General features: G+C 68.3%; 13 protein-coding genes and 1 pseudogene. 5 read left to right on the top strand and 9 right to left on the bottom strand.

Annotated elements, in window-relative coordinates; all coding sequences use genetic code 11:
* Window positions 1-60 precede the first annotated feature (60 nt).
* The 4 genes from ASD72_RS05650 to ASD72_RS05665 all read left to right on the top strand — a co-directional run bounded on the left by ASD72_RS05650 (window position 61) and on the right by ASD72_RS05665 (window position 6242).
* On the top strand, window positions 61-444 hold the full coding sequence (locus ASD72_RS05650; protein ID WP_056878973.1) for a hypothetical protein: 384 nt from the start codon (window positions 61-63) through the stop codon (window positions 442-444).
* A 62-nt stretch (window positions 445-506) separates the two neighbouring features.
* Window positions 507-1796 (top strand): TolC family protein, encoded by a 1290-nt coding sequence (locus ASD72_RS05655; RefSeq protein WP_056878974.1) that lies wholly within the window; start codon window positions 507-509, stop codon window positions 1794-1796.
* Complete coding sequence (locus tag ASD72_RS05660) at window positions 1793-3049, top strand: efflux RND transporter periplasmic adaptor subunit (RefSeq protein ID WP_056878975.1); 1257 nt, start codon at window positions 1793-1795, stop codon at window positions 3047-3049. Before ASD72_RS05655 ends, ASD72_RS05660 begins: the two co-directional genes overlap by 4 nt.
* Window positions 3050-3074: 25 nt before the next feature.
* Window positions 3075-6242 carry a CusA/CzcA family heavy metal efflux RND transporter gene (locus tag ASD72_RS05665; RefSeq protein WP_056878976.1) on the top strand — a complete coding sequence of 1056 codons (3168 nt, stop codon included), beginning with the start codon at window positions 3075-3077 and terminating at the stop codon, window positions 6240-6242.
* A 6-nt stretch (window positions 6243-6248) separates the two neighbouring features.
* Here the strand turns inward: ASD72_RS05665 and ASD72_RS05670 are convergent, their stop codons facing one another.
* Window positions 6249-7232, bottom strand: a complete 984-nt coding sequence (locus ASD72_RS05670) for a GGDEF domain-containing protein (protein ID WP_056879029.1) — start codon at window positions 7230-7232, stop codon at window positions 6249-6251.
* A gap of 248 nt (window positions 7233-7480) precedes the next feature.
* On the opposite strand from ASD72_RS05670, the gene ASD72_RS05675 reads away from it, so the two are divergent.
* Window positions 7481-8131, top strand: a complete 651-nt coding sequence (locus ASD72_RS05675; RefSeq protein WP_056878977.1) for a hypothetical protein — start codon at window positions 7481-7483, stop codon at window positions 8129-8131.
* Between the two features lie 96 nt (window positions 8132-8227).
* On the opposite strand, the gene ASD72_RS05680 is transcribed toward ASD72_RS05675, so the two are convergent.
* The 8 genes and pseudogenes from ASD72_RS05680 to ASD72_RS05715 form a co-directional block, all read right to left on the bottom strand.
* Complete coding sequence (locus tag ASD72_RS05680) at window positions 8228-8818, bottom strand: TetR/AcrR family transcriptional regulator (protein ID WP_162250348.1); 591 nt, start codon at window positions 8816-8818, stop codon at window positions 8228-8230.
* 214 nt (window positions 8819-9032) lie between these two features.
* The gene (fliR, locus tag ASD72_RS05685; RefSeq protein WP_056878979.1) at window positions 9033-9824 is read right to left on the bottom strand and encodes a flagellar biosynthetic protein FliR; all 792 of its coding nucleotides are present in this window, start codon (window positions 9822-9824) and stop codon (window positions 9033-9035) included.
* A 16-nt stretch (window positions 9825-9840) separates the two neighbouring features.
* Window positions 9841-10110, bottom strand: a complete 270-nt coding sequence (locus ASD72_RS05690) for a flagellar biosynthetic protein FliQ (protein ID WP_056878980.1) — start codon at window positions 10108-10110, stop codon at window positions 9841-9843.
* Window positions 10111-10120: 10 nt separating this feature from the next.
* Window positions 10121-10939: a flagellar type III secretion system pore protein FliP gene (fliP, locus tag ASD72_RS05695; RefSeq protein ID WP_056878981.1), complete on the bottom strand. Its 819-nt coding sequence runs from the start codon at window positions 10937-10939 to the stop codon at window positions 10121-10123.
* Window position 10940: 1 nt separating this feature from the next.
* The gene (gene fliO, locus ASD72_RS05700) at window positions 10941-11333 is read right to left on the bottom strand and encodes a flagellar biosynthetic protein FliO (RefSeq protein WP_056878982.1); all 393 of its coding nucleotides are present in this window, start codon (window positions 11331-11333) and stop codon (window positions 10941-10943) included.
* A gap of 8 nt (window positions 11334-11341) precedes the next feature.
* Window positions 11342-11602: pseudogene (gene fliN, locus ASD72_RS05705) on the bottom strand (flagellar motor switch protein FliN); the annotation flags it as partial.
* A 65-nt stretch (window positions 11603-11667) separates the two neighbouring features.
* Window positions 11668-12705 carry a flagellar motor switch protein FliM gene (gene fliM / locus ASD72_RS05710; protein ID WP_056878984.1) on the bottom strand — a complete coding sequence of 346 codons (1038 nt, stop codon included), beginning with the start codon at window positions 12703-12705 and terminating at the stop codon, window positions 11668-11670.
* Window positions 12706-12720: 15 nt separating this feature from the next.
* Window positions 12721-13245 (bottom strand): flagellar basal body-associated FliL family protein, encoded by a 525-nt coding sequence (locus ASD72_RS05715; RefSeq protein ID WP_155944490.1) that lies wholly within the window; start codon window positions 13243-13245, stop codon window positions 12721-12723.
* Window positions 13246-13332 lie beyond the last annotated feature (87 nt).

A 13332-nucleotide genomic window follows, 5' to 3' on the forward strand; every position in this document is an offset into this window, starting at 1 on the left:
CGGCCGGCGGGCGGCGACGTGGAATTGTCTAACGGCGCGTCGCGCGGCTAGCATGTGCCCATGCTGTTCCGCGCCCTCCGCCGCCGCTTCCTGCTTCGCCTGCCGGCGCTGGCGCTGCTGTTGCTGGCGGTGCTGGCCAATCCGGTGCTGGCCTCGCTGGGCGACCTGCACGAGCTGGGCAGCGGCGGCGAGCACCTGCATGCGGTCAGCGAGCACGACGACGCGGGCCCCGCCCACGGACATGCCGATGGCGACGACGGCGAGGGCGACCTGCTGCATGCGCTGATGCATGCGAGCCATTGCTGCGGCCACCTGACCGCCATCGTGCCGGCACCGCTGGCGTTGCCCGGCATGCCGCCCGCGTCCCCGGCGCCCATCGCCGACACCGTGCCCATGCCGTCGCCGCGACCGGCTTCGCTGCTGCGTCCTCCGATCCTCGCGTGATGCCCGTGCCGGGCTGACGTTCCGTCGCCCGGCGTCCATCACCGACTTTCCGGAGATTTCCCATGTGGTTGCGACTGGCGGCATTGGCCGCCTTCGCGATCGCGCCGTGCGTGCACGCGCAGGCGCCATCGCCCGCTGTTCCCCTTGATGTCCTCACCCTCGACGACGCCATCGCCCGCGTCGCCCGTCTCCATCCCGACCTGCGCGTGTTCGATGCCCGCCGTGGCGCGCTGCAGGCGGACCATGACGCCGCGTCGCTGCGGCCTGCCCTGCGCGCGGGGCTGGAGATCGAAAACGCCCTCGGCAGTGGTGAGGCGCGCGCCCTCCGCCAGGCCGAGGCCACCCTGACCCTGGCGGGCGTGCTGGAGCGCGGCGGCAAATTGGATGCGCGCCGCACGCTGGCCCAGGCCCGCATCGATGCGCTCGCCCTGCAGCGCGAGACGCAGCGGCTGGATCTGCTGGCGGACGTCGCGCGCCGGTACCTGGCCGTCGCGGCAGCACGTGCACAGAAAACCATCGCCGCGCAGGACATCGCGCAGCGTCGGCGGACCGTCGCCGGCGCACGCCAGCGGCTGCAGGCCGGGGCCTCGCCAGAGTCGGTCGTGTTGACGGCGCAAGCCGCCCTCGCGCGCGCCGAACTCGCGCTGGCGCGTGCGGAGCAGCAGGACGTCGCCGCGCGCCAGCACCTGGCGGCGTTGTGGGGCGAACGCGCACCGCGTTTCGACATCGCGCCCGCCGATCCGCTCGCGTTGCCCGACATCGCAGGCGCCGCCGAGCTGGCGACGTTGCTCGACGGCACGCCGGAACTGGCCCAGTTCGCCGACGAACGCCGCGTGCGCGAAGCGCGCGTGCGTCTTGCGCGCACCGCGGCAACACCAGATCTGGATTGGCAGGTGGGCGTGCGGCGCATGCAGGACAGCGGCGACATGGCGCTGGTCGGCGGTGTGTCGCTGCCGCTGGGCAGCGTGCGCCGGGCCGACCCCGGGATCCGCGCGGCCGAGGCCGAGCTCGCGGCGCTGGAGATCGAACGCGAGTCCCGCGATATCGCGCTGTATTCGACCCTGGCCGATGCACACGGCCGCTATCGCGTGGCGCAGCTCGACGTGCAGCGCACGCGCACGGACGTGCTCCCGCGCCTGTTGCGTGCCGAGCAGGCGGCCGAGCGTGCTTACCGCGGCGGCGCGATCAGTTACCTCGAATGGGCACAGCTGCAATCCGAAACCACGGCGACGCGTCGCCAGCAACTGGACGCCGCGCTCGACGCGCAGGCGGCCCTGATCGAAATCCAGCGGCTCACCGGGCAGGCGTTCGTCGCCGCCCCCGCCGCCTCACCGGAAGGAACGACCCCATGACCCTGCGACCCCTGATCGGCGCGCTTGCGCTTTCCCTGTTGCTGGTCGCCTGTGGCGGCAAGGACGATCACGCCGAAGACGGCCACGGCCACGAAGGCGAGGAACACGGCGCGGAGGAAGCCGCGCGCGGCGAACACGGCGGCCGCTTGCTGGTGCAGGACGGCGTCACCGTCGAACTCGCCATCGCCGAGACCGGCACGCCACCCACGTACCAGGCCTGGCTCTACCGCGAGGGCAAGCCCTTGCCGGCGACGGCGGGCACGGTCGACGTCCGGCTCGTCCGCCTGGGCAACGTGCGCGAAACGCATACGCTCGTGCCGCAGGCCGATGGCAGCCTGTTGGCGAAGAGCGTGGTCGGCGAACCGCATTCCTTCGATGTCGAGGTGGTCGCGACGGTGGAAGGCAAACCACTGCGCTGGACCTACGACAGCTACGAAGGCCGCACCACCATCGCCGCGAAGATCGCCCAGGACTCCGGCATCCGCGTCGCGCCCGCGCAGGCCGGCGTGATCGCCGATGAGCACGAGGTGCAGGGCCTGCTGACGCCGGTGGAGGGCCGCGTGGCCAACATCGCGGCGCGCTTCCCGGGGCCGATCCGCCGCCTCGCGGTGAATGTCGGCGACCGCGTGCAGGCCGGGCAGGCGCTGGCAACGGTCGAGAGCAATCTCAGCCTGACGACGTACACGGTCACCACGCCGATCTCCGGCGTGGTGCTGGCGCGCAACGCCACGGTGGGTGGCGTGGCCGGCGAGGGCGCCACGTTGTTCGAAGTGGCCGACCTGTCGTCGCTGTGGGTGGATCTGCACATCTTCGGCGCGGATGCCCAGCACATCGTGCCGGGCGTGCCGGTGACGGTGACGCGGCTCAGCGACGGCGCGACCGCGCAAACCACGCTGGAGCGCGTGCTGCCCGGCACGGCCACCGCCAGCCAGAGCACGGTGGCGCGCGCGACGCTGGCGAACGCCGATGGCCTCTGGCGGCCCGGCTCGGCGGTGAAGGCGCGGATCACGGTGGAACAGCAGCCCGCCGCGCTCGTGGTGCCGGTAGCGGCCTTGCAGACGTTCCGCGACTGGGACGTCGTGTTCGTGCGCGTCGGAGACACGTATGAAGTACGCCCGGTCGAACTGGGCAAGCGCGATGCCGAGCGCGTCGAGGTGCTGTCCGGCCTGAAGGCGGGCGACCAGGTCGTGGTGGAGCAGAGCTACCTGGTGAAGGCCGACATCGAGAAGTCGGGGGCCTCGCATGACCACTGACCCGACACGTTTCGAACCGCAGGGGATGCTGGAACGCATCCTGCGCTTCGCCATCGCGCACCGGTGGCTGATGATGGCGCTGACATTGGCATTGATCGCCGTCGGTGCGTGGAGCTTCACCAAGTTGCCGATCGACGTCACGCCGGATATCACCAACGTCCAGGTCCAGGTGAATACGGCCGCACCCGGCTACTCGCCGCTGGAGGCCGAGCAACGGGTGACGTTCACGCTGGAAACCGCGCTCGCGGGCTTGCCGGGGCTGGACTACACGCGCTCGATATCCCGCTACGGCCTGTCGCAGGTGACGGTGGTGTTCAAGGATGGCACCGACCAGTACTTCGCCCGCCAACAGGTGAGCGAGCGCATCCAGCAAGTGAAATCGCAGCTGCCGGAAGGGCTGGAACCGGAGATGGGCCCCATCGCCACCGGCATGGGCGAAATCTTCATGTACACCGTGGAGGCGGAGGACGCGGCACGCAAACCGGATGGCACGCCGTACACCGCCACCGACCTGCGCACGTTGCAGGACTGGGTGGTGCGCCCGCAGTTGCGCAACGTGCCAGGCGTGACCGAGGTGAACACCATCGGCGGCTTCGCGCGCCAGATCCACATCACGCCGGATCCCGCACGGCTGGTCGCGCTGGGCTTCACCCTCCACGACGTGGTCACGGCGGTCGCCACCAACAACCAGAATGTCGGCGCGGGTTACATCGAGCGCAATGGCCAGCAGTTCCTCGTGCGTGCGCCCGGCCAGGTCGCCGACCTGGATGGCATCCGCGACATCGTGCTCGACCGGCGCGACGGCGTGCCGATCCGCGTGCGCGACGTGGCGCAGGTGGGCGAGGGCCCCGAGCTGCGTACCGGCGCGGCGACGCTGGATGGAAAGGAAGTGGTGCTCGGCACCACGTTCATGCTGATCGGCGCCAACAGCCGCGAGGTCGCGCAGGCCGCGGCCGCCAGACTGGCCGACGCCAACAAGAGCTTGCCCAAGGGCGTGCATGCCGAACCGGTCTACGACCGCACGTCGTTGGTGGATCGCACGATCCGGACGGTGGCGAAGAACCTCGTGGAGGGCGCGATCCTGGTGGTCGTGGTCCTGTTCCTGCTGTTGGGCAACATCCGTGCTGCGCTGATCACGGCGGCGGTGATTCCGCTGGCGATGCTCTTCACCCTCACCGGCATGGTCCGTGGTGGCGTGTCGGGCAATCTGATGAGCCTGGGGGCATTGGACTTCGGGCTGATCGTCGATGGCGCGGTGATCATCATCGAGAACTGCCTGCGCCGGTTCGGAGACCTCCAGCATGCGCTGGGGCGCGAGCTCGACGACGAGGAGCGGCTGGACGCCACCGCATCGGCGACGGCCGAGGTGATCCGCCCGAGCCTGTTCGGTCTGGGCATCATCACGGCGGTCTACTTGCCGATCTTTGCGCTTACCGGGGTCGAGGGAAAGATGTTCCACCCGATGGCGATCACCGTCGTGCTCGCATTGACCGGCGCGATGGTGCTGTCGCTGACGTTCGTGCCGGCGGCCATCGCGATGTTCCTGCGTGGACGCGTACAGGAAAAGGAAACCCGGTTGATGCAATGGGCCCGCCGCGGCTACGCACCGGTGTTGCACTGGGTGCTGGAACGTCGCCTCCTGGTCGCGGGTGGCGCGTTCGCGCTGGTTCTCTTGTGCGGATTCCTGGCGACGCGATTGGGTTCCGAATTCGTTCCCAGCCTGGATGAAGGCGACATCGCGATGCATGCGATGCGCATCCCCGGCACCAGCCTGGACCAGGCCGTGCGCATGCAATCCACGCTGGAGGCGCGGATCAAGCAGTTTCCCGAGGTGCATCGTGTGTTCGGCAAGCTGGGCACCGCCGAGGTGGCGACCGATCCGATGCCGCCCTCGGTGGCCGACACGTTCATCATGCTCAAGCCGCGCAGCCAGTGGCCCGACCCGCGAAAGCCCAAGGCGGAACTGGTCGCCGAGATCGAAGCGGCGGTGCAGGAGATTCCGGGGAACAACTACGAGTTCACCCAGCCCATCCAGATGCGCATGAACGAATTGATCTCGGGCGTGCGGGCGGACGTGGCCATCAAGGTGTACGGCGACGATCTGGATGCGCTCGTCGCGTTGGGCGAACAGGTGGAGGCGGTGGCGAAGACGGTGGATGGCGCGGCCGACGTGCGCCTGGAGCAGGCGACGGGCCTTCCGTTGCTGACCATCACGCCCGATCGTCAGGCGCTGATCCGCTACGGCCTCAATCCAAGCGATGTGCAGGACACGGTGGCCACCGCCATCGGCGGTGAAGTGGCGGGGCAGCTGTTCGAGGGCGACCGTCGCTTCGACATCGTCGTGCGCCTGCCCGAGGCGATGAGGCAGGACCCTGCAGCGCTGCACGACCTGCCCATTCCGCTGGGGGGGGCCGGCAGCGAGGACGAATCCAAGCGCGCGGCAAGCTGGGGTTCCGGTGCTCCGGATACCGTGCCGCTGCGTGAGGTGGCGAAGATCGAGACCACGCTCGGGCCGAACCAGGTCAACCGGGAGAACGGCAAGCGCCGCGTGGTGATTACCGCCAATGTACGTGGTCGTGACCTGGGTGGCTTCGTCTCCGAGCTTCAGCAGAGGATCGATGCCGAGGTCGAGGTGCCTGCCGGCTATTGGGTGGACTATGGCGGCACGTTCGAACAGCTGATCTCGGCCAGCCAGCGCCTGTCGCTGGTGGTGCCGGTGACCCTGGTGCTGATCTTTGCGCTGCTGTTCTGGGCCTTCGGCTCGGCGAGGGACGCTGCGATCGTCTTCACCGGCGTTCCGATGGCGCTGACCGGCGGCGTGGTGGCGCTGGCGTTGCGCGGCATCCCGTTGTCGATCTCGGCGGGCGTGGGCTTCATCGCGCTCTCGGGGGTCGCGGTGCTCAATGGCCTGGTGATGATCGCCTTCATCCGCAAGTTGCGTGAGCAGGGCGACCGGTTGGACGATGCGGTCGTGGATGGCGCATTGGGGCGCTTGCGCCCGGTGCTGATGACCGCGCTGGTGGCGTCGCTGGGCTTCCTGCCGATGGCGCTCAATGTGGGGGCCGGTTCGGAAGTGCAGCGTCCGCTGGCCACCGTGGTGATCGGCGGCATCGTATCGTCGACATTGTTGACGCTGGTGGTCCTGCCGGTGCTGTACCGGTGGTGGCATCGTCGCGACGAAGCACGAAGCTGACGTCGCCTAGAACAGGTCGTCCGCGATGACGTAGTTGTCGCGGCCGGCCGACTTGGCGCGGTACAGCGCGGCATCCGCGCGCGAGAACCAGTCGTGCCACGTCTTCTCCTGGTCGCGCAGTAGGGCTGCGCCCAGTGAGATCGTGATGCGTCCGCCCGGCCCGCGCAGGCCGCCGCGCACCGCCTTGCGCAGGCGTTCCGTCGCCGCCTCGAGGTCCGTGCTGGAGTCGACTTCGAGCAGGACGACGAATTCTTCGCCGCCGAAGCGGAACACCTGGTCGTTGCGCCGCATCTCGAACCGCAGGATCGAGGCGAGGTCGGCGATGGCGGCATCGCCGGCGGCGTGGCCGTAGAGGTCGTTGACCTCCTTGAACTTGTCCAGGTCCAGCACCACCAGCCCGAAGCCGTGCGCCGTGCGCTGGAAGGTCTCGACGGCGTCGGCCAGTACCCGTTCCATGCTGCGCCGGTTCGGCAGGCCGGTCAGCGCATCGAGCGCCGCCAGCCGTTCGAGTCGCGCGCGGTCGTCCTGCGTCCGCGAAGCGAAGAGGTGTGAGAAGCCGGTGACCAGCAGGGCACTGATCAGTACCGAGACCGCGTGGACGCGGTCGTGGAAGAAGCCCGGTATCGCCTGCATGCCGGCGATCAGCGCGAGGTTGCACGCCACCGCCAGCCAGCGGTGCGCGATGAAGAAGTTGGTCAGCAGGACCAGGTAGGTCCAACTCAGTGCGGTGTGCCCGCTCATCACGCACGCGGTTAGCGTGGCCAGCGAATTGAGCACGGCCAAGGCGTTGCCCGCGCGGCGGCTGTCGCCCGTGCGCCATGCGTAGACGAGGGGCACGCACACGGTCGCGACGATCGCCAGGTCGAGCCATGCCATGATGCGCTGGCCCGCGAACCACCGGTACGCGCCGAACGACGCGATCGTCACGGCCGTGATCGAGCCCAGCAGGACGATGATGTCCAGGCGGAAGTCGCGGCGTTTCGGCTTCATCTCGAGGGCCGGATGCGGACGATGGGAGTCGGTGGATTCGTCGCTCAACGGGAACAGGATCGGTCGTCTGCGCCACCCCGGCGCCCGCGCAGTGTAGGCGGTCGCCGGAAGGCGGGAGTGATGACGGTCACGGTTGCAGAGCCCGCGCCAAGGGCACCGTTCGGGCTTGTCACAGAATGGCCGCATCCTCATTGCGCGTTCAGTGGATCGCGCCAAGACTCTCGCCACCGCTTGAGAGGAGACCGGACATGAAGGCACTGAAGACCGCCGTGATGGTGGCGTCGCTGGGTTTCGCCATGGCATCCGCCATCCCGGCCCACGCGCAGACCGTGGGCTACAACATCCGCACCGGCGACGTCTGGGTGGATACGCGCCTGGGCGAGATCAACGATTACGGACGCCGTTACCGCGATCCGTTCGTCTCGGAGATGACCGGCTACTACGGGGCGCCGCGTTCGCTCGTGCTGGACCTGCTCGATCGCCGCGGCTGGGCGCCCGGCGACGTGTACTTCGCCTGCTCCATCGCACGCGCTTTGGGCATTCCGTGCCTGGACGTGGTGCAACGCTATGAGCGCAATCCCGGCATGGGCTGGGGCAACCTTGCCAAGCAGATGGGCATCAAGCCAGGCTCGCGCGAGTTCCATGCACTGAAGAACGGTGCGGTCGGCACCTACGACCGCTGGGGCTATCCGATCCGCATCGACCAGCGCGTCAGCGTGGACTGGTCCAAGCATGGCCCAGGTCATGGCAAGGGTGGCAACAGCGGCAAGCCGTCACAAGCGGGTCCCGCCAAGCAGGACCACGAAGGCCACGGACAGGGCAACAGTGGCAAGGGGCCTGGCAACAGCAACAAGGGCAACGGCAACAAGGGCAATGGAAAAGGCAACGGGCGCGACTGAGTCCTGCCACTGCTGAAACGCAGAACGGCCTCCTGACGGGGGCCGTTCCTGTTTGCGCGCGCCACATTCCTGTCGCGTGGCCCGCGCGTTGCGGCCTCAGGCGGTCAGCGCTTCCAGTGTCTTGAACACCTGCGGCACGGCCATCGCCGGCGTGCCGCCGTTGACCGACACGGCGCGCAGGCCGTGCTGATAGCTCTGCCAGACCATGTCGTCCGCATGCTGGATGTCCACGCCACGGAACTCGCCGGCGGCCATGCCGCGGCTGAGTTCGTTCCGGACGGGTTCGCGCATGCGGCGCAGCGCGGAATTCATCTCCGCCTCGACCGCCGGCGACCAGCGCGCGGAGACGCTCCACAGCGCGGGGAAGGCGATGAAGTTGGCGGCATCCTCGCGCGCCATCCAGAAGTAGAAATCCAGGATGCGTTGCGCGTGCGTCGACCCTTGCGGGCGTTCCACCATCGGCGCCCGCCGCGCGGTGTAGTCGCGGATCAGCAGGGTGGCGATGATGTCGGCCTTGGTCTCGAAATGCAGGATGACGCCGCGGGCGCTGAGTCCGGTCTCTTCACCCAGGTCCATCAGCGTGGTCTGGTCGAACCCCTTGGTGAAGAACAGGCGGCGTGCGGCGGCCAGCACGGCTTCCCGCGTCTCCTGGCTGGTGCGTCGCTTGTGTGTAGGGTTGGAACTCACAGGCATCCTCCGGTTTTGCGTGGGAAGGCGCTCCGGCACCGGCGTGGGCATGAGCCCATTCCGTTCGCTGGCGTATGTAGCCCCTCCCTCTGTCGCATTCTGCCCGCATTCATGCATTTATTGGAACAGGTTGCGCATATCCGCCGTGAAACGCGCACGCGCATGCTGAAAATCGCGTACCCGGACACGTTTTAACGCGGTAACCAAGATTTCGCTAGCCGCTGATTTGCCGCGCTGCGTCAAAAGACAGGTCGAAGACGCGCTGCACCGGCGGGCCGAGTTCCCCGGCCAGCAGGGCCAGCAGGAACAGGCCCAGCAGCAGTGCCGTCGGCAGGCCCAGCTGGATCGGGTTGAGCGCCGGTGCGGCGCGGCCGAGCACACCGAAGGCCAGGTTGACCGCGAGCATCGCCACCATCACCGGCAGGGCGAGCCCCACGGCCGCGCGCAGGATATGGGTGAACAGCATCGGCGCCACTTCCAGCATCTGCTGCACATCGGGCAGCGCGGTGCCGATCGGCAGTGAGCGATAGCTGTCGACCAGCAGCGACACCATCGCGAGGTGGCCGTTGAGGGTGAAGAAGATCAGCCCGAAGGCGAGGTAGAACCATTGGCCCACCACGCCGGAATTCACGCCGCGCAACGGGTCGGACATCTGTGCGAACGCCAGGCCGGTGCCTTGCGAGATCAGTTCGCCGGCGAGCGCGCCGGCTTCGAAGGCCAGGCGCAGCATGAAGCCCATGCTGGCGCCGACCGCGAGTTCGCGCGCGACGTTGAGGACGGTGGAGGCATCGAAGGCGATGCGGTCCGGCGTGCCCGGCAGCAGTGGCGCGAGCGCCATCGCCAGTGCGCCGGCGATGATCACGCGCACGCGCACCGAGACGGCGCGCGTACCGATCAGCGGCGCGGCCATCAGCAGCGCGCCGGTGCGCAGCATCGTCCACAGGATGGCGTTGACCATGCCGAAGGCCTGCTGGCCGTCGATCACCATCTGGGTGGCGGCATCCATCGCGTCGCGACCGTCGTCAGCCGATCAGGTGCGGCAGGCGCTGGAACAGGGCCGTCGTGTACTCCACCAGCACGCCGAGCAGATAGCTGCCGGTGGCGAACAGGGCGGCGGTCAGTGCGATGGCCTTGGCGACGAAGGCGATGGTCGGCTCGTTGAGCTGCGTGGCCGCCTGGATCACGCCGACGACGACGCCGACGATCAGCACGACCAGCAGCAGCGGACCACCGACCCACAGCGCGACTTCCAGGCCGCCGCGCAGTTCGGTGAGGGCGAGTTCGGGGCTCATGCCGGTCTCCTCAGACGCCGTTGAAGCTGGCGGCCAGCGAACCGACGATCAGCACCCAACCGTCGACCAGCACGAACAGCAGGATCTTGAACGGCGCGGACACCAGCATCGGCGAGAGCATCATCATGCCCATCGACATCAGCACGCTGGCGACGACCAGGTCGATGATCACGAACGGGATGAAGATCAGGAAGCCGATCTCGAACGCGGTCTTCAATTCGCTGGTGATGAACGAGGCGACGACGATGGGGAAAGGCACGTCCGCCGGGCTGGCGTAGGCGCCGTGGCCTGCCAGGCCGGCGAAGGTCATCAGATCGGTTTCGCGCACCTGCGCCAACATGAAGTCGCGCAGCGGTCCGGTGGTCAGTGTCCACGCGCTCGAGAAATCGATCTGGCCGTTGAGGTAGGGCGCCATGCCCTGGGCCCAGGCCTTTTCGCCCACCGGCATCATCACCAGCATGGTCAGGAACAGCGCCAGGCCCACCAGCACCTGGTTGGACGGCGTCTGGCCGGTGCCGAGTGCCTGCCGCAGCAGGCCGAGCACGATGATGATGCGGGTGAACGCGGTCATCGCCAGCAGGGCGGACGGGATCAGCGTGATCGCCGTCATCAGCAGCAGCGTCTGCAGCGGCAGGCTGACGGTGTTGTCGCCGACCTGGCCGACGGTGACCTTCGGCAGGGCGGGCAGTGCCGGGGCCGTCGGCGCGGTGGGCGTGGCCGGCGCCGCGGTGGCGGCAGGCGCTTGCGCGGCGGGTGCGGCCTGGGCCAGCGCCAGCACCGGCGCGCACAGCCAGAGCAGGCAGATCAGGGAAAGGACGAAACGGCGCATCTCAGGTCTCTTTGCGCAGGCGCTTGGCCAGCAGCTCGGCGAAGTTGGGCATCGTCGGCGCGGGGGCGACGACCAGCGGTTCGGGCAGGGTGTGCAGCGCGGTGATGCCGCCGGCGCTGACGCCGATCAGCAGGTGTTCCTTGCCGACTTCGATCACCAGCACGCGCTCCTTGGCGCCGACCGACAGCATCGACACCACGCGCAGCTGTTCACTCGGGCGTATGCCCAGGCCCGCGCCGGGCAGGCGCTTGAGCAGCCAGGCCATGCCGAGGATCAGGCCCAGCACCAGGATCAGGCCGACCAGCGCACCGCCGATGCCGGGCGTGGAAGGCGCGTGCTGGCCGATCTTCTGGGCGGGAGCCGCCGCGGCGGCGAGGAGGGCGAGGGTGTGCATCGTCGGGCTCAGCGCAGGCGGCGGATGCGTTCGCTGGGGCTGACCACGTCGGTCAGGCGCACACCGAAGCGGTCGTTCACCACCACCACTTCGCCATGCGCGATCAGCGTGCCGTTGACGAACACGTCCAGCGGTTCGCCGGCACCGCGTTCCAGCTCCACCACGGAGCCCTGGTTGAGCTGCAGCAGGTTGCGGATGGGCATGCGGGTGCGGCCGACTTCCAGCGACAGGGTCACCGGTACGTCGAGGATGACGTCCAGGCTCATGTCGGGTTCGGCGGCGTGGGCCTCGGCCGAAGCGTCGTCGAGGGTCGCGAGGTCTTCGTTCTCGGGAATCATGGTGTGGCGTCCTGGAAGGCAAACGGGGTAAGGGCCTGGCGTGAAATCTGCGGTGCCTTGCCGCTGCCGGGCGGGTGCTTGGCGACGATCTTCACGGCGTTCTGGCCGTTGGAGATGCCGAATTCGCCGGTGAACACCGGTACCTGCTCGACGCAGACCGGCACGGAGCGGGGCAGGTCGATCGGCAGGATGTCGCCGACCTTCAACTGGGTGAGTTGGCGCAGGTTGATGCGCTTTTCGGCCAGCACGCTGGAGACGGTGACTTCTGCCTGGCGCAACTGCTGGTGCATCGTCTCGCGGAAACTGTCGTCGTCATGGACGCGGTCGGACTGGATGCCGGCGTCGAGCAGTTCGCGGATCGGCTCGAGCATCGAGTACGGCAGGGTGACGTGCAGGTCGCCGCCGCCGCCGTCGAGTTCGACATGGAAGCGGCTGACCACCACGTACTCGCGCGGGCTGACGATGTTGGCGAAGTGCGGATTGACTTCGCTGGTGATGTATTCGAAGTCCACCGGCATCACCGGCGCCCAGGCGTCGATCAGGTCGGTGAAGGTCTGCTTGAGCAGCAGCTGGATCACCCGCATCTCGGTCTGGGTGAACTCCCGCCCTTCGATCTTGGCGGGATAGCGGCCGTCGCCGCCGAAGAAGTTGTCCACCATGGTGAACACCAGCTTCGGTTCGAACACGATCAGGCCCACGCCGCGCAGCGGCTTGAACTTGATCAGGTTGAGGTTGGTCGGCACATAGAGCGAGTGCAGGTAGTCGCCGAACTTGATCGTCTCGATGCCGCGCACCGACAGTTCCGCCGAGCGGCGCAGCAGGTTGAACAAACCGATGCGCCAGGTGCGCACGAAGCGCTCGTTGATCATCTCCAGCGTCGGCAGCCGGCCGCGGACGATGCGGTCCTGGCTGGCGAAATCGTAGGTGCGCGCGACCGCGGGGTCGTGCGGCGGTTCCTCGGTTTCGATCGCGCCGGAATCGACGCCGTTGAGCAGGGCGTCGATCTCGTCTTGCGACAGCAGGTCACTGGTCATGGCGGCGGGCTTCCGTCACTGCATCACGAAACTGGTGAACAACAACGACTCGGCGGACGGCTTGCCGGTCTCGGCGACCAGCAGGGCCTTCACCTCGCCGAGCGCGGCGCTCTGCAGGCGCTCCTTGCCCTCGCGCGACATCAGCCCGGCGGCGTCCTGCTGGGCGAACAGCATCAACAGGCGTGCGCGGATGGCCGGGGCATGCAGCTCGATGGCCTTCAGCGACTCGGGGTCGCGGGTCATCAGTTGCACTTCCACCTGCAGGTAGCGCGCGCCACCGGTCTCGCCAACGAGGTTCACGACGAACGGCGGTTCCAGCGCGAAGTACTGGGCGGGCGCGGGCACGGTGCCGGGGCTGGCGGCCTTGGGGCCTTCCGGCTTTTCTTCCTTCGCACCGTGGCTGGTGAAGTACCAGGCGCCGCCACCGGCTGCGCCCGCGGCGATAAGCGCGACCAGGCCGATGGTCAGCAGCGACTTGCCGCCCTTGGGCTTTTCAGCCTTGTCGGTCTTGGATTTGCTGGCGTTCTTGTCGGCTGCCACGGCGGTGGATCTCCTGAGGGGTCTCCCCAGGGGATGCAAGCGGTGTGCCGTAGCGTGGAGGCGACGCCGACGGGGTTTTGACGGGAC

This window comes from Pseudoxanthomonas sp. Root630 (genome assembly GCF_001427585.1).
GTDB lineage: Bacteria > Pseudomonadota > Gammaproteobacteria > Xanthomonadales > Xanthomonadaceae > Pseudoxanthomonas_A.